Below are 19,365 nucleotides of genomic sequence, written 5' to 3'. Positions count from 1 at the left end.
CCTGATAGTTAGCCCCCCGGAACTCCTAGGATGGGCGCCGTGACTCCTGCCAAGGCCCTGACCGCCACCACCCGCGCCGCGTCCCCCGCCCCTTCCCCCGCCTCGCCGAGCACGGCCCGGGCCATCAACGACCGGCTCGCCCTCCAGCTCCTCCAGGAGGAGGGCCCGCTGACGGCCCCCCAGCTCAAGGAGCTGACCGGCCTGTCCCGCCCCTCCGTCGCCGACCTGGTGGAACGCCTCACCGGAGCCGGGCTGATCGAGGTCGTCGGGGAATCCGGCGAACAGCGGCGCGGACCCAACGCCAAGCTCTACGGGATCGTGGCGCGGCGGGCCTACCTCGCGGCGCTCGACGTACGGACGGACAGCGCCACCGCGGTCGTCGCCGACCTCCTCGGCCGGCCGCTGGCGCAGGCGGCCCTGCCCGTGGACGCCGTGGAGGAAGCGGTGGACCGGCTGGAGGAGCTCGCCTCGGAGGCGGGCGCCGACCGGCTCCACACGGTGGTGATCGGAGCGCCGGGGCTGGTGGCCCCGGGCACCGGAGAGCTCCGCGACAGCGCCGGACTGCCCGCCTGGCACCGGGACCTGGTGGCGGCGCTGCAGCGGCGGCTGCCGGCGGTGGTCGTGGTGGAGAACGAGACCAACCTGGCGGCCCTGGCCGAACAGCGGGTCGGTGCGGCCCGGGACCTGGAGTCCTTCGTGCTGCTCTGGCTCGGCGAAGGGGCCGGCGCCGCGGTGGTCCTGGACGGGCGGCTGCGCCGGGGCGCCTCCGGCGGAGCGGGCGAGATCGGCTTCCTGCCGGTGCCGGGGACGGGCGGCCTCCCGTCGGCCACGAACTGCGAGGGAGGCTTCCACGAGCTGGCCGGGCGGGCCGGGGTGACCGCGCTCGCCGCGGCCCACGGCTTCGACGGGCCGGTGGAGGAGGCCGTCGCGGGCGCCGCCGGACCGGGCTTCCTCGACGCCCTGGCCGACCGGCTGGCCCTGGGGGCGGCGGCCGTCGCGGCGATCCTGGACCCCGGCTGCGTCGTGCTCGGCGGGGAACTCGGCCGCGCGGGCGGACCCGCCCTGGCGGCCCTGGTCGCCCGCCGCCTCACCGCCCTGAGCCCGGTCCCGACCGAGGTCCGCGCCAGCACCCTCGGCGACCCGGCGGTGCTCACGGGGGCGCGGCTCGCCGCCCGCGAGTCGGCGCAGTCCGTCCTCTTCACGGCCTGAGGGTCACGGCCTGAGGGACGGCCCGAGGGCCACGGCCCGGGGGATGTGGCCCTCAGGCTCCTTCACCGCCGGGCCCGGCTGCCCTCAGCCGGCCCCGCGAGCGGCCCCGAACTCTGCCGGGGGAACGCGAGGACCCGGTGGCCGCCGGGCCACCGGGTCCTCACATCTCTTCGCCTACGCGGTCACCGCGCGGGCTGTCAGCAGGCGCCCTGGTCCTTCCAGACGCCCCACTCGCCCGTGGTGCCGGGCGTCTCGTTCTGCGTCCACCACTGGGCCTTCCAGTTGCGGCCCTGGTGCGAGACGACGTTGCCGCTGTTGTAGACCGTGCCCGCCACGTACGCGGGGTTGGTGCACGTGCCGCCCGGAGGGGTCGTGGGCGGGGTGGTCGGGGGAGTCGTCGGCGGGGTGGTGGGGGGCGTGGTCGGCGGGGTCGTGGGCGGGGTGGTGCTGCCCGGCTGGACCACCGTGGTGCCGCGCGCCAGGTCACCGGCGAGGGCGTACGTCGTACCGGAGATGTTCACCGTCCAGTTGGAGGGCGTGGACACCGGCAGGTAGTAGTTGAAGGCCAGGTCGACCGAGGCGCCCGGGGCGAGCGTCTGCCACGCCGGGAGCTTCAGCGAGGCCCGGTGGAAGTCGCCCTTCAGACCGCCGACGTTGCTGCCGGTGTGGTCGCTCTTGATCACCTTGGTGCCGAAGCCCGACTGGTCGGAGGCGTTGGCCGGAGCCGCCGTCGAGTAGTCGAACTGGAACTCCGTGCCGCCCGGAAGCGTCGCGTTCGTGTTGTTGGTGATCTTGAGCTTCGGGGTGATCGGGTAGTTCGAGTCGCCGAGCTTGAACTCGTTGAACTCCGTCTTGATGTCCACGGCCTGCGTCGGCAGCGCGGTGTTGGACTTCTTGGAGCCGTACGGGGAGGCGGCCTTGAACTTGTCGTACATCACGGAGGTCAGCGTGTCGCCGATCTCGTACTGGCCCTTCGCGGCGTTCCAGCCGTAGTCGCCGGCCATCTCCCAGACCATGGTGCCGCCGATGCCGCGGTTGACCACGTAGTCGGCCTTGGCCGCCACCGACTGCTCGTCCTCGGTGGAGAGGAAGACCTTCTTCTGCGCGTTCCACAGCCACGGGGCGACCAGGTTCGCGTCGTACTTGCGGACGTAGGTGCCGGTCAGCGTGGTGTTCGCCGGGAAGCCGTACTTGGTGACGTAGTCGCCGACGATCCCCTTCTCGAGGTTCTTGGCGTGCCACATCGGGTTGGAACCGGCGGGGGACTCGACCCCGTTGGTGTCCTTGTCGTGCCACAGGTTGTCGATGCCGACCGCGCCGTCACCGCACTTGGTCAGACCCGCGCCGGCCGGGCAGGTGGTCGCTGCCGCCTTGCCCCACAGGCCGTCGGTGCCGCCCTGGACGTTCTTGAAGCCGCGGGTGTAGTAGGGCAGGCCGATGTTGATGCGGCCGGCCGGCATGGAGCCGCGGAAGTAGTGGTAGGCCCAGTCGGTGTTGAGGTAGCCGATGCCGCCGTACTGGGAGCTGCCGTAGACGTTGGCGGCCGCCAGTTCGGCGTCCTTGCCGTCGTCGAAGAGCGAGGCGTTGGGCCCGACGTACTCGTTCCAGGCGCCGTGCAGGTCGTAGGACATGATGTTGACGTAGTCCAGATACTTCTGCATCTGGAAGGTCTCCATGCCGCGCAGCAGGTAGCCGGAGGAGGGGGCGGCGACGGTCAGCAGGTAGTGCTTGCCGTCGGCGGCGCCGGCCTTGTCGAGCTTCTCGCGCAGGGACTTCATCAGGACGTCGTAGCCCTGGACCAGCCCGGCCCGGCGGGCGTTGGACAGCTGCCAGTCCAGCGGGTTGCCCGCGTCCTTCATGGTGGTCGGGTACTCGTAGTCGATGTCGACGCCGTTGAACCCGTACTTGCGGATGAACTCGACCGAGGAGTCCGCGAAGGTGTTGATGCCGGCCTGGTTGACCGAGCCGTCGGCGTTGGTGGCCATCGAGTAGAAGCCGCCCGACGCGACGCGGTTGCCGTCGTCGCCGAAGTAGCCGCCGGTCTCCGCCCAGCCGCCGACCGAGATCAGCGTCTTGACGTTCGGGTACTGCTTCTTGAATTTGTTCAGAAGGTTGAAATTGCCCTTGTAAGGGAGGGCGGGGTCCATCTCGGCACCCGCGACGCCCGGCCAGGTCATCCCGGTGGCGGAGTTGTTCGCGTTGTCCGAGCCGACCGAGATCTTGTTGTTGCCGTCGACGTGGGCGAAGGCGTAGTTCAGGTGGGTGACCTTGGACCACGGGATGTTGTTGGGCAGGTAGGCGGGCGTGCCGTCCTTGCCCGTGCGCCAGCCCGTGAAGTAGCCGATGACGCGGCGCTGGTGGTCGGCGCCCATCTTCTCGCGGCCCTCGGTGTCGTAGACCGAGCAGTACGGGACGTCCACGCCCGCGGTCTTGTACAGACCGTCGGGGCGACAGGACTCGTTGTCGGCGGCGTGCGAGACGCCCGCCGAGAGCCCGGCCACCAGCAGACCGGCGATTGCGGCGCCGGACGTCAGGAGCATGGCTCTCGTCTTGGTGGGGGACAGCATTGTGCCTCCTGGGGAGGGGAGGATGGCAGGACACAACAGGCTGAAACGTGGTGCGTGTTGGCCCGTGACGTGCGCACATCTGACGGGCTGTCTCCCGGGGAAGATGAAGGGAACGTTAAGAGGACTAGACCAACCCGTCAATAGGTCTGGACCAAAGTGCGTCATCCGGGAAGCGCCCGGGAAGCGCCCGGGGAGGCCCGGCAAGGGGTCGGCAAGGGCCGGCGCGGGTGTGCGCATCGGTGCGGACGGGGGTGCTGGTGGAGGAGTGGCCGGGGTGCGGGCCGGGGTGCGGGACCGGCCGAATGGCGCAAGAGGTGCGCTCGAGAATGACCATGTGTGACCCAGGCCACATTGACTCACCCGCATGGCCGCCGATCACCCGTGGCACACTGGCTTCAGTACCAGTAGCAGCGCACTCCGGGGTCGGTGTAATTCCGAACCGGCGGTTATAGTCCGCGACCCGTCCGCAGCCAGCGGCCGGTTGACCAGGTGAAATTCCTGGACCGACGGTTAAAGTCCGGATGGGAGGCAGTGCGCGGCGGGCCAGTCACCGGTACGCCGCCGTCGGCGGTCCACCGGCACATCCCTCGGGACGTGCCGTCGAACGGACCGTGTTTCCGGCCTCGGCGTCCCCGCGTGTGCTACCCGCTTCATCTGTCGTATCCCGACAGGCCCCGGAGTCCGTGCCCGATGAGGCAGGAGGACCCGGTGGCGACACACGCCGCGCACGCAGCACCCGACGCGGGCACCCGCGCCATGCGCCGAGCCATCGAGCTCGCCGCCCGCGGACTCGGCTCCACCAGCCCCAACCCGGTCGTCGGCTGCGTCATCACCGACGCCTCGGGCGCCGTCGTGGGCGAAGGCTGGCACGAGCGGGCCGGCGGCCCGCACGCCGAGATCCACGCCCTGAACGCGGCGGGCCCGGCGGCCCGCGGCGGCACCGCCTACGTCACCCTCGAACCCTGCAACCACACCGGCCGTACGGGACCCTGCGCGCAGGCCCTGACCGCCGCCGGGATCACCCGCGTGGTCTACGCGGTCTCCGACCCGAACCCGCAGGCCAGCGGTGGCGGAGCCACCCTGCGCGCCGCCGGGATCGACACCTGTTCCGGACTGCTCGCCGAGGAGGCCGAGGCGGGCAACGCCGCCTGGCTGACCTCCGTACGCCTGGGCCGTCCGTACATCCTGTGGAAGTACGCCGCGACCCTCGACGGCCGCGTCGCGGCCGCCGACGGCACCAGCCGCTGGATCAGCTCCCCGGAGTCCCGCGCCGACGTCCACCGGCTGCGCGCCGAGTCCGACGCCGTGGTCGTGGGCTCCGGCACCCTGCGCGCCGACGACCCGCACCTCGCGGTACGCGGGATCGACGGCTTCACCGCCGCCGACCAGCCGCTGCGCGTGGTCCTGGACACCCACGCCACCATCCGGCCCACAGCCCGGGTGCTGGACGAGGCCGCTCCCACCCTGATCGTCGTCGCCGAGAACCTCGAAGACGCTGCCACCCGCCACCTCGCCGGAGTGGAGCTGGCCCGGCTCCCGTACGACAAGTACGGGATCTCCGTGGACGCCCTGCTGCGCGAGCTGCACGGGCGCGGCATCCGCTCCGTCCTCCTCGAAGGCGGCCCCACCCTGGCCGGCGCCTTCGTCGCCGCCGGGGCCGTCGACAAGGTCATCGGCTACCTCGCCCCCGTCCTCCTCGGCGCGGGCCCCGCCGTCCTCGCCGACGCCGGCATCGGCACCCTCGCCGATGCGCTCCGGCTCCGCGTCACCGAAACCGTCCGCATCGGCACGGACATCCGCGTCACCGCCGTCCCCGCGTCGGCCCCCTCCGCCCCCACAGCCCTCAAGGAGCACTGAGTGTTCACCGGAATCGTCGAAGAACTGGGCGAAGTCGTCGCCGTCGAGGAGCTCGCCGAAGCCTCCCGCTTCCGCCTGCGCGGCCCGGTCGTCACCGAGGACGCCAAGCACGGGGACTCCATCGCCGTGAACGGCGTCTGCCTGACGGTCGTGGAGACCGGTGACGGCGAGTTCACCGCCGACGTCATGCAGGAGACCCTGAACCGCTCCAGCCTCGGCGCCCTCGCCCAGGGCTCCCGGGTCAACCTGGAGCGCCCGATGGAGCTCGGCGGACGGCTCGGCGGCCACCTGGTCCAGGGGCACGTGGACGGAACCGGCGAGATCATCTCGCGGACCCCCTCCGAGCACTGGGAGATCGTCAAGGTCGCCCTCCCGGAGAACCTCTCCCGCTACGTCGTCGAGAAGGGCTCCATCACGGTCGACGGCGTCAGCCTGACCGTGGTCGAGGCCGCCGCCGACTGGTTCACCATCAGCCTCATCCCCACCACCCTCGCGCTGACCACCCTGGGCATCAAGAAGCCCGGTGACCCGGTCAACCTCGAGGTGGACGTCCTGGCCAAGTACGTGGAGCGGCTGCTGGCCGCCGGCGTCACCCCCCTGGCCTCGAACCTGCCGCACGGTACGGGGGAGTCGAAGTGAGCGCCCTGACCTGGCTCAACACCGAGGCCTTCGAGATCTTCGACCAGAAGGTCATCTGGTCCGACATGATCGGAAACCTGATCGGCCTGGGCGCCCTCGCGCTCGGCTGGCGGCGCTCCATATGGACCTGGCCCGCCCAGCTCCTCTCCGGCCTGATCCTCGTCGGCGCCTACGCCTCCGCCCACCTCTCCGGCGGGGTCGGCAAGCAGCTCCTCGTCATCGGCGTGGCCGTGTGGGGCTGGCGCGCCTGGCAGCGCGGCAAGCAGGACGCCCAGGACGGCTCGATCGCCGTCCGCACCGCCTCCTGGAAGGAGCGCGGCCTCCTGCTGGCCGGCGCGGCCGCCGGGACCCTGGCCGTCGGCGGACTGTTCACCCTCTACCCGAGCCTGTCGTGGAGCCCGTGGGCCGACGCCTACATCTTCGTCGGCACCATCGTCGCCATGGTCGCCCAGGCCCGAGGCCTGGTCGAGTTCTGGTTCGCCTGGCTCCTCGTGGACCTGGTCGGCGTCCCCCTCGCCTTCAACAGCGGACTGGCCTTCTCCGGCCTCGTCTACGTCGTGTACTTCGCCCTCGTCGTCTGGGGCGCCTACGACTGGTACCAGCGCTCGCGCACCACCACCGCCCCGGCTCTGGAAGGAGCAACGGCATGACCTCCTCGAACCCCGTCCTGAAGCCCGTGCCCGACGTCGAGCTGGAGACGTTCCGGCTCGACCCCGTCGAGCAGGCCATCCGCGACATCGCGGCCGGCCGCCCGGTGGTCGTCGTCGACGACGAGGACCGCGAGAACGAGGGCGACCTCGTCATCGCGGCCGAGAAGGCCACCCCGGAGATCATCGCGTTCATGATGAGCGAGTGCCGCGGCCTGATCTGCGCCCCCCTGGAGGGCGACGAGCTGGAGCGGCTCGAACTCCCGCAGATGGTCCAGCACAACACCGAGTCGATGCAGACCGCCTTCACGGTCTCCGTCGACGCGAGCGGCGCCCACGGCGTCACCACCGGCATCTCGGCCGCCGACCGCGCCACCACCCTGCGGCTGCTGGCCGACGGGGTCTCGGGCCCCGAGGACTTCGTCCGCCCCGGGCACGTCTTCCCGCTGCGCGCCAAGCCCGGCGGCGTCCTGGTCCGCAACGGCCACACCGAGGCCGCCGTCGACCTCGCCCGCCTCGCGGGCCTGCGCCCGGCCGGCGCCATCGTGGAGATCGCCGGCGAGGACGGGGTGATGCTGCGGCTGCCCGAGCTGATCCCCTTCGCCCGCAAGCACGGCCTGACGATCATCTCCATCGAGGACCTGATCGCCTACCGCCGCTCCGCCGAGCCGACCGTGCGCCGCGAGGCCCAGGTCAGCCTGCCGACCTCCTTCGGCCACTTCACCGCGTACGGGTTCCGCTCCACCGTCGACGGCGTCGAGCACGTCGCCCTCGTCCACGGAGAGATCGGCGACGGCGAGGACGTCCTGGTCCGGATGCACTCCGAGTGCCTGACCGGGGACATCTTCCAGTCGCAGCGCTGCGACTGCGGCCCCCAGCTGCACACCGCCATGGAGCGGGTCCAGGCGGCCGGCCGCGGTGTGATCGTCTACCTGCGCGGTCACGAGGGCCGCGGCATCGGCCTGCTGTCGAAGCTGCGCGCGTACGAGCTCCAGGAGCGCGGCCGCGACACCCTCGACGCCAACCTGGAGCTGGGCCTGCCCGCCGACGCCCGCGACTACGGGGCCGGCGCGCAGATGCTCGCCGACCTCGGCGTCCACAGCGTCCGGCTGCTGACCAACAACCCCGAGAAGTCGGCGGCCCTCATCAGCCACGGCATCAAGGTTTCCGACCGGGAGCCGATGCCCATGGAGGCGGGCGAGCACAACCTGCGCTACCTGCGCACCAAGCGGGACCGGATGGGTCACGACCTGCCCTGGCTGGACGGGGCCACGACCACGTCCGCCTGCGGCAACCAGTAACCGGTAACCGGTAACCGGTAACCAGTACCCACTGGCCACCAACCAGTAGCACCATCCCCGAGCATCACCCCACACCACACGAACCACACGAATCGCACCGAGGAGCAGAGCTGTGAGCGGCAAGGGCGCACCCGAACTGAGCGTGAAGAACTGCGGAGACCTGCGCGTCGCAGTGATCGCGGCCCAGTGGCACGAGAAGGTCATGGACGGCCTGGTGGACGGCGCCCTGCGGGCCCTGCACGAGCTGGGGATCGACGAGCCCACCCTGCTGCGCGTCCCGGGCAGCTTCGAGCTCCCGGTCGTGGCGAAGGTACTCGCCGGTCGCGGTTACGATGCCATCGTCGCCCTCGGCGTGGTCATCCGCGGCGGCACCCCGCACTTCGACTACGTCTGCCAGGGCGTCACCCAGGGCCTGGTACAGGTGTCGATCGACACCGGAGTCCCCGTCGGCTTCGGCGTACTGACCTGCGACAACGACGAGCAGGCGCTGGACCGCGCCGGGCTCGAGGGGTCGAACGAGGACAAGGGGCACGAAGCGGTCACCGCCGCCGTCTCCACCGCCATGACCCTGCGGACCGTCAGCGAACCCTGGCGCCAGTAGGCGGCCGCGGACCCCGTATTCTGAGGACCATCATGGCGAACAAAACCCCCAAGAGCTTCGAAGAGCTCTTCACCGAGCTCCAGCTCAAGGCCAACGGTGACCCCAGCACCTCCCGTACCGCCGAGCTGGTCGGCAAGGGCGTCCATGCCATCGGCAAGAAGGTCGTCGAGGAGGCCGCCGAAGTCTGGATGGCCGCCGAGTACGAGGGCAAGGAAGCCGCCGCGGAGGAGATCTCCCAGCTGCTCTACCACGTCCAGGTGATGATGGTGGCGCGCGGGATCTCCCTCGAGGACGTCTACGCACACCTCTAGGCCGCGGCGGCTCTCAAGCCGCGGCACGTCCGCGCGGGCCCCGGCACAGGCTGCCGGGGCGTCCGCGCGTCCAGCACACGTACCAGCACACCCTTTCGCACCTACGCACCAAAGGAAGCCCCATGCTGCGCATCGCCGTCCCCAACAAGGGTTCACTCTCCGGACCGGCGTCGGCGATGCTCCATGAGGCCGGCTACCGGATGCGCAAGGAGTCCAAGGAGCTCGTGGTCGTCGACCCCGACAACGAGGTGGAGTTCTTCTACCTCCGCCCCAAGGACATCGCGATCTACGTGTCCTCCGGCAAGCTCGACATCGGCATCACCGGCCGCGACCTGCTGCTCGACTCCGGCGCCAGCGCCGAGGAGATCCTGCCGCTGAACTTCGGCCGCTCCACCTTCCGCTACGCCACCATCCCCGGCACCGCGAAGGGCCCCGAGGACTTCCACGGGATGACCATCGCGACCTCGTACGAGGGAATCGTCGCGAAGCACCTCGCCGACCAGGGCATCGAGGCCTCCGTCGTCCACCTCGACGGCGCGGTCGAGACCGCCATCCAGCTCGGCGTCGCCCAGATCATCGCCGACGTCGTCGAAACCGGCACCAGCCTGCGCAACGCCGGACTGGAGGTCATCGGCGAGCCGATCATGACCTCCGAGGCCGTCGTCATCCGCGGCAACGGCACCGACCCCGAGGACCCCAGGGCCCAGCAGTTCCTGCGCCGCCTCCAGGGCGTCCTGGTCGCCCGCAGCTACGTGATGATGGACTACGACTGCCGCGCCGAGCACCTGGAGCGCGCGGTCGCCCTCACCCCGGGCCTGGAGTCGCCGACCGTCTCCCCGCTGCACAACGAGGGCTGGGTCGCCGTCCGTGCCATGGTCCCCGCCAAGGAGGCCCAGCGGATCATGGACGACCTGTACGAGCTCGGCGCGCGCGCGATCCTCACCACCTCGATCCACGCCTGCCGCCTCTGACGGGTCCGCCGGCGGTTCGCCGTCGCGGCGCGTCCCTCACCCTCCGGCTCACCATCCGGCACCACCCGAAGGCACCTGACGAACATGGCCGACGCCACCGCCCAGCCCGCACCGCCCGCCCTGCCGGTCACCTTCCGGCCGACCCGCACCCGGGCCGTCCTGTTGGGCGTGGGCGCCGCCATGTTCGTCACGATCACCGCGATCGCGCTGACCCTCGAAACCCTGCACCCCGGTGAGCGGATCGCCTTCGTCTTCACCGCGGCCCTGCTCTCCTCCGTCCTCGTCCTGCTCAGCCGCCCCAAGGTGGTCGCCGACGAGACCGGGGTCACGGTCGTCAACCTCACCACCACCCGCCGCCTGGAGTGGGCGCAGATCCTGCGCGTCAACCTCCGCCCCGGCGACGCCTGGGTGTTCCTCGACCTGAGCGACGGCACCAGCCTGCCCGCCCTCGGCATCCAGCCCGGAGTCGCCAAGGCCCAGGCGATCGGCGACGCCCGCGCCCTGCGCGCCCTGGCCGAAGCCCACGGAACCGGTTCAAAGAACGACTGAGCCCGGCCGACCTCGTCGCTGCGTCCCATTGCGGCGGCGATCTCAATGACTAACCTGGTGTGGGGGCGCGACCGTGCGCCCTCCCACCGGCCCCGGGACCCCGAGGCCCGTGGGCACCTGCAACTCGAGGAGTGACTCCCTCCAGCAATGGACGGATCGTCCGGTAGTACACGCGCCGCCCTCCCCACGGAGGCGGCGGCATGACCATCCCGCTACTCCTGCTCGTGGCGGCTTTCGCCCTGATCCTCGCCAACGGTTTCTTCGTGGCAGCCGAATTCGGCCTCGTCACCGTCGAGAGACCCGAGGCCGAACGCGCCGCGGCCGAGGGCGACCGCCGTGCCCGCACGGTCGTCGCAGCCCTGCGGGAGCTGTCCTTCCAGCTCTCCGGCACCCAGCTAGGCATCACCATCACCTCCCTCGTGGTCGGCATGCTCGCCGAGCCCGCCCTCGCCGCCCTGCTGGCCGGGCCGCTCGAAGCGACCGGCCTCCCCAAGGGCGCCGTACCCGGCGTGGCCGTCGTCATCGGCATGCTGCTCGCCTCCGCCGTCCAGATGGTCGTCGGCGAGCTCGTCCCGAAGAACTGGGCCGTCTCCCGGCCGCTGCAGGTGGCCCGTTTCGTGGCCGGCCCGCAGCACGTCTTCTCCCGGGTCTTCCGGCCGGTCATCGCGGGCCTCAACGCCGTCGCCAACCGGCTCGTCCGGGCGCTCGGCGTGGAGCCCACCGAAGAGATGGCCTCCGCCCGCACCCCCGGCGAACTGGTCTCCCTGGTCCGCCATTCGGCCCAGGCCGGCGCCCTGGAACAGGACACCGCCGACCTCTTCGTACGGACCCTCTCGCTGGGCGAGCTCACGGCGCAGCTGGTCATGACCCCCCGGGTCAAGGTCAGCGCCCTCCAGCACACGGCCACCGCGGCCGACGTGCTCAACCTGACCCGCGCCACGGGCCTGTCCCGCTTCCCCGTCTACCGCGAGCGCATCGACGAGATCACCGGGGTCGTCCACCTCAAGGACGCCCTCGCCGTGCCCGAGTCCGAGCGCGCCCGCACCAGCGTCAGCGGGATCTGCGTGGCACCGATGCTGGTGCCCGGCTCCCTGCCGGTGCAGCCGCTGCTGGAACGGCTGCGCAGCGAACAGCCCATGGCCGTGGTCGTCGACGAGTACGGCGGCACCGCCGGCGTCGTCACCCTGGAGGACATCGTGGAGGAGCTCGTCGGCGAAGTCCGCGACGAGCACGACCTCGCGGAGGACGGCAGCCCCGAACTGGCCCCCGTACCCGCCGAGGACGGCCGCCCCTCCTGGGAGGCCGACGGGAGCTGCCGCGTGCAGACCCTGCGCCGGATAGGCCTGGAGGTCCCCGAAGGCCCGTACGAGACCGTCGCCGGGCTCGTCGCCGACCTGCTCGGCCGCATCCCCGCCCCCGGGGACCGTGCGGAACTGCCCGGCTGGAAGCTCTCCGTGCGACAGGTCCGCCGCTACCGCGCCGAGCGGGTCCGCCTCGTGCGCACCGCCCCCGCGGGCCCCGGCGCACCGGGATCCGACGGGCGCGGCTTCGACCGGTTCGGCCCGGTACCCGCCGCCCCCGCCGAGCTGGCACGGGTGGGTGGCCGGTGAACGTCCTCCAACTGCTGTTCGCCCTGCTCCTCGTCCTGGCCAACGGCTTCTTCGTCGGCGCCGAGTTCGCCCTCGTCTCCGTCCGCCGCAGCCAGATCGAACCCCTGGCGGCCGGCTCCAAGCGGGCCCGCCAGGTGCTGTACGGCCTGGAGAACCTGCCGCGCATGATGGCCGCCGCGCAGTTCGGCATCACCATGTGCTCGCTGACCCTCGGAGCGGTCGCCGAGCCCACCGTGGCCCGGCTCCTGGAGCCCGTCTTCCACGCCGCCCACGTGCCCGAGGGCCTGATCCACCCGCTGGGCTACGCGGTGGCCCTCACGGCGGTGATCTTCCTGCACCTGGTCATCGGCGAGATGGTCCCCAAGAACCTCGCCATGGCCGCCCCCGAGAAGACGGCCCTGTGGTTCAGTCCCGGACTGGTCGCCTTCGCGCGGGTCTGCGGACCGGTCACCACGGCGCTGGGCGCCTGCGCGACGCTGATCCTGAGGCTCTTCAAGGTGGAGCCCAAGGACGAGGTCGAGGCCGTCTACACCTCCGCCCAGCTGGGCCGCCTGCTCATGGACTCCCGGCGGGCCGGTCTGCTGGAGCCGGTGGAACAGGAGCGGCTGGAGGACGCGCTGGAACTGGGCAGCCGCCCGGTCACCGACGTCCTCCTCGCCCCGGACCGGCTGGTCACGGTCGGCCCGGCCGTCACCCCGCGCCAGATCGAGCAGCTCACGGTCCGCACCGGGTACTCCCGCTTCCCCGTGCGCGCCGACAGCGGTGCCTTCATGGGCTACCTGCACGTGAAGGACGTCCTGGACCTGGAGGACCGGGAACGGGCCGTACCCCAGCGGGTCTGGCGCCGCATGACCACGGTGTGCTCCACGCTCCCGCTGGACGACGCCCTGACGGTGATGCGACGCGACGCGACCCACCTGGCGCAGGTCGCCGACCCCTCGGGCAGGGTCCTCGGCCTGGTCGCCATGGAGGACGTCCTGGAAACCCTGGTCGGTGAGGTCCGCGACCCCGCGCACCGCACGGCGCCGCAGGCCCGCAGGCCCGAACTCCGCTCGGAGGGGGCGCTCACCGGCTGACGCCGTCGCCGGACCGGCGCCGGACCCGTCGCACGACGGGTCCGGCGGCCGTGCCGGGCCGCCATACTCGCGGTACGGCGCGGGAGGGGGCGGGGTCATGCGGTCCGGCGAACGGGACGAACACGGCGAGCGCGGCGAGCGCGACGAGCACGGAGAGCACGACGGGTCCGGTGGGCCCGGTGGGCGTGACGGGCACGACGGGTCCGCTGGGCCTGACGGGTCCGGCGGGCACCGGGACCCGGAGCTCCGCGACACGGCCCGCGGGGTGCTGGACCTGCTGAGGGAGGACCCCGACGCACCCTCCCCGGTGGCGCGCCGACTGCGCGAGGTGCTCCTCGACGGGCTGCCCGCCGAGCAGGTGGGCGTCGTAGCCGCCTTCGAGCGCGAACCCCGCGCACCGGCCGCGGCCCTGACCCTCGAATCGGCCCTGAGGGAACACGCTGCGGCGGACCCGGAGTTCGCGGACCGAGTCCGGGCCCTGCTGCGAGGCGAGCTCGGCAGCGGCGAGGAGGACGGGCAGTGGGCCGAGCGGTACGGCGGACGGCCCCTCTCGGCGGTCTGGTTCCTGATCGCCGCGGTCGTCGCCCTCATGGTCCTCAACGCCTTCGCGGCCTGCTCCGGCCCGGTGCCGGACATGCCGTAGCCGGCGCGTGGTACGGGCGCCGCAGGCCCTCACAGCGGCGGCGGCTCCGGCCGCTCCTGGGGGCCCCGGCCCGACAGGACCTCCCCGTACGCCTGCATCAGGTCCGCCAGCCGCAGGGTGGACAGATCGTCCCGCGAGGGATCACCCGCGAAGCCGGCCAGACGCAGGTCCCGGTACGCGCAGCTCTTCTCGTACAGCGTGCGCAGGAACCGTCCGTTGCCCAGCTCGTCGATCCACCCCTGCTCCACCACGTGCCCGCTGATGCTCCGCAGCTCCTCCAGCGCCTCCTCGTCCCACCGGTCGCCGTTGGCGTCCGCCAGGACCCCGCCGATCGAGGTGAGTTCCAGCGGCCGGTAGCTGGGGAAGTCCACCCGTGTGGTGAACCGCGAGGACAGCCCCGGATTCGTGGCGAGCAGCCGGTCCATCCCCGCCGGATAGCCCGCCAGGATCACCACCAGGTGGTCGCGGTTGTCCTCCGCCCGCTTCAGCAGCACCTGAAGGGCCTCGTCGCCGTACGCGTCGCCCTTGCTGTACCCGGAGTTGGAGAGGCTGTACGCCTCGTCCACGAACAGCACCCCGCCGATCGCCGAGTCGATCAGCTCGTTCGCCTTCACCGCGGTCTGCCCGAGGAACTCTCCGACCAGGTCCGCGCGCCCGGCCTCCACGAGGTGATCGCCGCCGAGCAGGCCCAGCGCGTAGAAGACCCGGCCCAGGATCCGCGCCACCGTGGTCTTGCCCGTGCCCGAGGGACCGGAGAAGACGAAGTGCCGTTTCGGCGGCTGCACCGGCAGCCCCTGCCCCGTCCGCAGCCTGGCCATGTGCAGCTGTGCGGAGAGCGCCTTCACCTGCCGTTTGACCGGCTCCAGGCCCACCATCCGCTCCAGCTCCGCGAGCGCCTCGGCCAGCGCCGCCGGATCCGCCGGCCCGGCCGGCAGTCCCACCGGTCCCGGCTGCGCGGGCAGCGAGGCCTTGCGCCGTGCGCCGGCCGGCAGGCCCGCGCCGGGCCCCGGCGCCCCCGGGCCGTGCCGCGGCTCCGGCGGGTCGGCCGCCGTCAGCGGGTCCGGATCCGGCTGTCCGTCCGCCGCGAGCCCCTGGACCGGACCGCCGCCCAGCGCCACCGCCGCGAAGTCCCCGCCCGACGGGGCCGCTCCGTGCCCGCCGAAGGCCTCGTAGCCGGCGCCGCTCGCGTATCCGGCCAGGCCGTCGGCGTCCTCGCTGTCCTCGATCGCCGTCAGCCGGGCCGCCGTGTCCATGAACGCCGGGTCCACCCGGTGCACCGCCCGGTACAGCGGCAGCGCCGCCGCGCTGCGCCCTGTTCCCTCGTGCGCCCGCGCCAGCCAGTACCGCAGCTCCTTGCGCTGGGGCTGCTCGCTGCGGCAGCGCATCAGCGAGGCCGCCAGCAGCGGCTCCGCCTGCCCGTACATTTCCAGCCGGACCCGGGCCATCCCGCCGAACAGGCCCGCCTCGATGCCCAGGAGCGGATCGTCGACCAGCGATTCGGTGGAGCGCACCAATTGCTCCCAGTCCTTGACCAGGTAGGCCCGGCAGGCGTGCAGGAAGCGGACGTGCGGATCGGCGTCCACGGGCGGCAGGGCCGCCAGCGCCTGGTCCAGCTCGGGGACGTGGCGTCCGTCCAGCCAGTGCGAGGCGTGCGCCAGCAGCAGGTCCCGCCTGGTCTCCAGTACCGGCTGCACCCACCAGCCCAGCCAGTACCAGGAGTTCAGCGTCCGCCGGTGACGGGCCCGCTGTTCCCCGAAGCGGTCCCGGTGGGCGTACATGCGCAATAACGCGTTCGTGGTGTCGACGCGGAGCGCGTGCAGGCCCAGCCAGCCATCCGCCATCGCGGGATCGAGTCGTACGGCCGTCCGGAACTCCTCCTCGGCCTGCGGGTAGGCGCCCATCGTGCAGGCGTCCACTCCTCGCAGCCAGGCGAGTTCGGCCGGGGCGTGCGCGCTGCTGCCGTGCGCGGCGAAGTCCATCACATCCCCCACAAGCGTGCCCCCGTGGTGCCCAGCAACCCCCGCGATGCGTACACGAGTTGTCGCTGCGCCGATGAAATCAGGGGTGCATCGTACCTGCGGTTACGCACCTTACGTAGGGTGCGACGAAGACGGGCCGGGTGTGCATCGGGGCGGTCCACGGTGACACAGGGTGAGGAATCGGCCGGGATGTGCCCCCTGCGACGCCGCGACGGAGGTGTGCCGGGCGGGACGTGACGGGGGAGCGGGGAGCGGCACGAAGACCCCGATCACGGGGGAACAATCGGGGGCTTCGCGTCCGCGGCGGCCGGTGAGGGCCGCTTCTTCAGAACGTAAGGCCGTCCCGGCCCCCCGGTCAAGCGGCCTGGAGGCACCCGCGCAGCGGGTCTTTCCGCGGCCCCTCAGCCCTGGGGGGACCCGTCACCCTCAGTCACTCGGGCATCGGTTCCAGCCACCCCAGCCGCCCCGGAAGTCCACTCGTATCCCGTACCGCTCTGCCGCACCAGGGTGTCCGCGAAGGGGCGCGAAGGGTCATCCGAGAAGTGCGCGAGCTCCGCGCGCTCCCATCCGTCCCAGAAGTCGGAAAGTTCACGCCCGTCCCGGTCGCGCCCGCGCCCCCAGGACTTCACGCGCGGGGTTTCCATCCACAGCAGCCGCGCCAGGTGCGGGCGCAGGGCGCGCCGTCCGGCGCCGACCCCCTCCACGAGCAGCACCGGAGCCGGCTCCAGCACCTGCTCGGGCCCGAACCGCCGCTCGACCCAGTCGTACGGTGCCCAGTGCGCGGCCCGCCCCGCGGCGAGCGGCTCCAGCACCTGAGCCCGCAGCCGCCCCACCCAGCCGAACAGCTCCTCGTGCGTGGCCACATCGTCCAGCCGCAACACGGGAACCCCGCCCAGCGCCTCGGCGAGCGCCCCCGCGAAGGTGGTCTTCCCGGACCCGGCGTGCCCGTCGATCCCGACGAGGCGGACGGGGCCGAGGGAGGGTGGCAGGGCGAGGATCTCGCGCGCGAGGGGCTGAAGTGACGACTGGTCTTCCACGCCCCCCACCGTATGACCTCCGCCCGCGCACGAGAGACGGGCCCTGCGGGGCGAAGTCCCCTACCCACCCTTCGCCCGTTCCCCGGGGCTCCGCCCCGGACCCCGTGCCTCAAACGCCGGCGGAAATCCAGCCCCTCCGGCGTTTGAGGAGCGGGGGTCCGGGGGCTGGCCCCCGGGAACGGCGCCGCACCCGGCAACGGGTCCGGGGCGGAGCCCCGGGGAACGGTGGAAGGGCGGGTAGGGGACAGCCCCGCAGGGCCCGCCCCCGGGGGACCGGTAGAGGTAAGGGGGGCGAGGGGGCCGCGCCCCGTCACCCCGACACGGCTCCCGGCTTCACGGCCCCGCACGCGGGAACTGGAAGGGTGGGCGGGAGCCGACCCGCCGCACCGACCCCTGGGGGCCACGCCGATGACCGCACCCACACCCCGCCGAGCCCTACTGGCGGTAGCCCTGGCGGCAGCCGCGGCCACCGTCCCCGGCGGCCGAGCCTCGGCGGCCGGGCCGAAGCCCGCCCCCGGGGCCCCGGGGCAGGCCCCGACCACCCCGCCCCCGGCCGGAGCCACCACGGAAGCCGCCGCCGGAGCCACCCGCAAGACGGTCGACAACCGCTTCTGGTACTCGTACGCCCACTGGACCGCCGGCCTCCACCAGGGCACCACCGCCATCGGCGGCGCCCGCCCCGGCCTGGAGATCAAGACCCCGACGGGCCGCACCGAGTACACGGACCCGCACACCGCCAAGAAGAGCACCTGGGAGTACGCGACCTGGACCTCCCCGGTCCACACCTCCACCGTGCCCGCCACAGAGGCCATCGCCTCCTGGAACGCCCGCACCCCGGCCGGCACCTGGATCCAGGCGGAACTGCGCGGCACCTACACCGACGGGACCGCCTCCCCCTGGTACGTGATGGGCCGCTGGGCCTCCGGCGACGGCGACATCCGCCGCACCTCCGTGGACGGGCAGACCGACGGCAAGTCCACCGTCTGGACGGACACCCTGGCCGTGGACGCCCCCGCGGGCGGGCTGCGGATCAAGGACTGGCGGCTGCGCCTGACCCTGTACCGCAAGCCCGGTGCGAGCCGCGGTCCCACGGTGTGGCTGGCCGGCGCCATGGTCTCGGACCTACCGGACCGGTTCACCGTCCCCGCCTCCGCGGCCTCCGGCGGGGCCCACGAGCTGAAGGTGCCGAGGTACTCGCAGGAGACGCACGCCGGCCAGTACCCCGAGTACGACAACGGCGGCGAGGCCTGGTGCAGTCCGACCTCCTCGCAGATGATCATCGAGTTCTGGGGCCGCAGGGCCAGCGCCTCCTCCGTGGCCTGGGTCAAGAAGGGCTACGCGGACCCGCAGGTCTGCCACGCCGCCCGCTCCACCTACGACGCCGCGTACAAGGGCTGCGGCAACTGGCCCTTCAACGCCGCCTACGCCGCCACCTACCGGCAGCTCGCCGGGGTGGTCACCCGCCTCGGCTCCCTCACCGACCTGGAGACCCTGGTCCGGGCCGGGGTCCCGGTCATCACCTCCCAGTCCTTCACGGCGGAGGAGCTCACGGGCGCGGGCTACGGCACGGCCGGCCACCTGATGACCGTCATCGGCTTCACCGCCGCCGGCGACGTGATCGCCAACGATCCGAACTCGGCCGACAACCCCGCCGTGCGCCGCGTCTACCGCCGTCGGCAGTTCGAGAACAACTGGCTGCGGACCAAGCGTCACAACGCGGCCGGCAAGGTCGTCTCCGGCACCGGAGGCGTCTGCTACCTCTACGGTCCGATCAGGCCGAGCCCGGCCCAGGTCCTCGCGCTGCGGGCGGTCGGCGTGCTCTGAGAATTCGCATTGCCCCGAACGGCATGTAAGTGCAACATAAAGGGCAAAAGGGCAATAGGAGCTTCTCATAGGAGGCAGCCCGCCATGACCACCCAACCGAGAATCGAACACCACCCCGACCTCGCTGAGATGCGCTCGCGGTTCGAGCGGGTCACCAGCACCCCGAGCGCCCAGGTCGTCGAAGCACTGGCCCTGATGACGGGCCTCTACATCGCCGCTTCGCCGTGGATCGCCGGATTCAGCGGGCTCAGCTCGCTGGCGATCAACAACCTGATCGCGGGCCTGGCGTACTGCCTGTGCATGAGCGGACTCGGCTCCGCTTACGAACGCACCCACGCCATGGCCTGGACGGCGGTCGGTCTCGCCGCCTGGACGATCGTCGCGCCCTTCGTCATCTCCGGCGACGTCAGCACCACCCGCACGGTGTGGAGCAACGTCATCGCCGGCGGCATCGCCCTGTGCCTGGCACTGGCGATGGCGGGCATGGCGGGCCGCGACCGCACCACCTGATCCGGCACGCACCCCTCACGCCCCCGGTCCGCAC

17 protein-coding genes and 1 riboswitch are annotated in these 19,365 nt (G+C 72.2%); of the genes, 14 read left to right on the top strand and 3 right to left on the bottom strand.

Annotated elements, in window-relative coordinates; all coding sequences use genetic code 11:
- The first annotated feature begins 30 nt into the window (after positions 1–30).
- Positions 31–1,209 (top strand): ROK family transcriptional regulator, encoded by a 1,179-nt coding sequence (locus OG247_RS08760; RefSeq protein ID WP_327251706.1) that lies wholly within the window; start codon positions 31–33, stop codon positions 1,207–1,209.
- Between the two features lie 197 nt (positions 1,210–1,406).
- On the opposite strand, the gene OG247_RS08755 is transcribed toward OG247_RS08760, so the two are convergent.
- Positions 1,407–3,776: a chitinase C-terminal domain-containing protein gene (locus OG247_RS08755; RefSeq protein ID WP_327251705.1), complete on the bottom strand. Its 2,370-nt coding sequence runs from the start codon at positions 3,774–3,776 to the stop codon at positions 1,407–1,409.
- Positions 3,777–4,184: 408 nt separating this feature from the next.
- A riboswitch (FMN riboswitch) is annotated at positions 4,185–4,315 on the top strand.
- A gap of 151 nt (positions 4,316–4,466) precedes the next feature.
- Here OG247_RS08755 and ribD point away from each other — a divergent pair.
- From ribD to OG247_RS08700, 11 genes are all read left to right on the top strand, one after another.
- Complete coding sequence (gene ribD / locus OG247_RS08750) at positions 4,467–5,633, top strand: bifunctional diaminohydroxyphosphoribosylaminopyrimidine deaminase/5-amino-6-(5-phosphoribosylamino)uracil reductase RibD (protein ID WP_442813239.1); 1,167 nt, start codon at positions 4,467–4,469, stop codon at positions 5,631–5,633.
- Entirely contained in the window at positions 5,634–6,272 is a 639-nt protein-coding gene (locus OG247_RS08745; RefSeq protein WP_327251704.1) for a riboflavin synthase, read from the top strand.
- Positions 6,269–6,922: a nicotinamide mononucleotide transporter family protein gene (locus tag OG247_RS08740; RefSeq protein WP_327251703.1), complete on the top strand. Its 654-nt coding sequence runs from the start codon at positions 6,269–6,271 to the stop codon at positions 6,920–6,922. Before OG247_RS08745 ends, OG247_RS08740 begins: the two co-directional genes overlap by 4 nt.
- A complete protein-coding gene (locus OG247_RS08735) occupies positions 6,919–8,220 on the top strand; it encodes a bifunctional 3,4-dihydroxy-2-butanone-4-phosphate synthase/GTP cyclohydrolase II (RefSeq protein ID WP_327251702.1) in 1,302 nt (433 codons plus the stop codon). The genes OG247_RS08740 and OG247_RS08735 overlap by 4 nt, the downstream gene beginning before the upstream one ends.
- A 112-nt stretch (positions 8,221–8,332) precedes the next feature.
- On the top strand, positions 8,333–8,821 hold the full coding sequence (gene ribH / locus OG247_RS08730) for a 6,7-dimethyl-8-ribityllumazine synthase (protein WP_150520523.1): 489 nt from the start codon (positions 8,333–8,335) through the stop codon (positions 8,819–8,821).
- 32 nt (positions 8,822–8,853) lie between these two features.
- Entirely contained in the window at positions 8,854–9,132 is a 279-nt protein-coding gene (locus OG247_RS08725; protein WP_327251701.1) for a phosphoribosyl-ATP diphosphatase, read from the top strand.
- Between the two features lie 122 nt (positions 9,133–9,254).
- Positions 9,255–10,103, top strand: a complete 849-nt coding sequence (gene hisG / locus OG247_RS08720; RefSeq protein ID WP_266910574.1) for an ATP phosphoribosyltransferase — start codon at positions 9,255–9,257, stop codon at positions 10,101–10,103.
- A gap of 84 nt (positions 10,104–10,187) precedes the next feature.
- On the top strand, positions 10,188–10,652 hold the full coding sequence (locus OG247_RS08715; RefSeq protein ID WP_327251700.1) for a PH domain-containing protein: 465 nt from the start codon (positions 10,188–10,190) through the stop codon (positions 10,650–10,652).
- A 200-nt stretch (positions 10,653–10,852) separates the two neighbouring features.
- Positions 10,853–12,262 carry a hemolysin family protein gene (locus OG247_RS08710; RefSeq protein ID WP_327251699.1) on the top strand — a complete coding sequence of 470 codons (1,410 nt, stop codon included), beginning with the start codon at positions 10,853–10,855 and terminating at the stop codon, positions 12,260–12,262.
- Positions 12,259–13,338, top strand: coding sequence for a hemolysin family protein (locus tag OG247_RS08705; protein ID WP_327251698.1), 1,080 nt, complete (start codon positions 12,259–12,261; stop codon positions 13,336–13,338). The genes OG247_RS08710 and OG247_RS08705 overlap by 4 nt, the downstream gene beginning before the upstream one ends.
- Before the next feature lie 97 nt (positions 13,339–13,435).
- On the top strand, positions 13,436–13,981 hold the full coding sequence (locus tag OG247_RS08700; RefSeq protein WP_327251697.1) for a hypothetical protein: 546 nt from the start codon (positions 13,436–13,438) through the stop codon (positions 13,979–13,981).
- Between the two features lie 29 nt (positions 13,982–14,010).
- Here OG247_RS08700 and OG247_RS08695 read toward each other — a convergent pair whose 3' ends face one another.
- Positions 14,011–15,960: an AAA family ATPase gene (locus tag OG247_RS08695; protein ID WP_327251696.1), complete on the bottom strand. Its 1,950-nt coding sequence runs from the start codon at positions 15,958–15,960 to the stop codon at positions 14,011–14,013.
- Between the two features lie 401 nt (positions 15,961–16,361).
- On the bottom strand, positions 16,362–16,997 hold the full coding sequence (locus tag OG247_RS08690; protein ID WP_327251695.1) for a uridine kinase family protein: 636 nt from the start codon (positions 16,995–16,997) through the stop codon (positions 16,362–16,364).
- A 408-nt stretch (positions 16,998–17,405) separates the two neighbouring features.
- Here OG247_RS08690 and OG247_RS08685 point away from each other — a divergent pair, with 408 nt between their 5' ends.
- Complete coding sequence (locus tag OG247_RS08685; RefSeq protein WP_327251694.1) at positions 17,406–18,821, top strand: peptidase C39 family protein; 1,416 nt, start codon at positions 17,406–17,408, stop codon at positions 18,819–18,821.
- Positions 18,822–18,905: 84 nt separating this feature from the next.
- Positions 18,906–19,331, top strand: coding sequence for an SPW repeat protein (locus OG247_RS08680; protein ID WP_266910589.1), 426 nt, complete (start codon positions 18,906–18,908; stop codon positions 19,329–19,331).
- The last annotated feature ends 34 nt before the right edge of the window (positions 19,332–19,365 follow it).

Origin of the sequence: Streptomyces sp. NBC_01244 (assembly GCF_035987325.1) — a bacterium.
GTDB lineage: Bacteria > Actinomycetota > Actinomycetes > Streptomycetales > Streptomycetaceae > Streptomyces.
The sequence above is the reverse complement of the archived record's forward strand: the minus strand, read 5'-3'. Positions and strand labels throughout refer to the sequence as shown.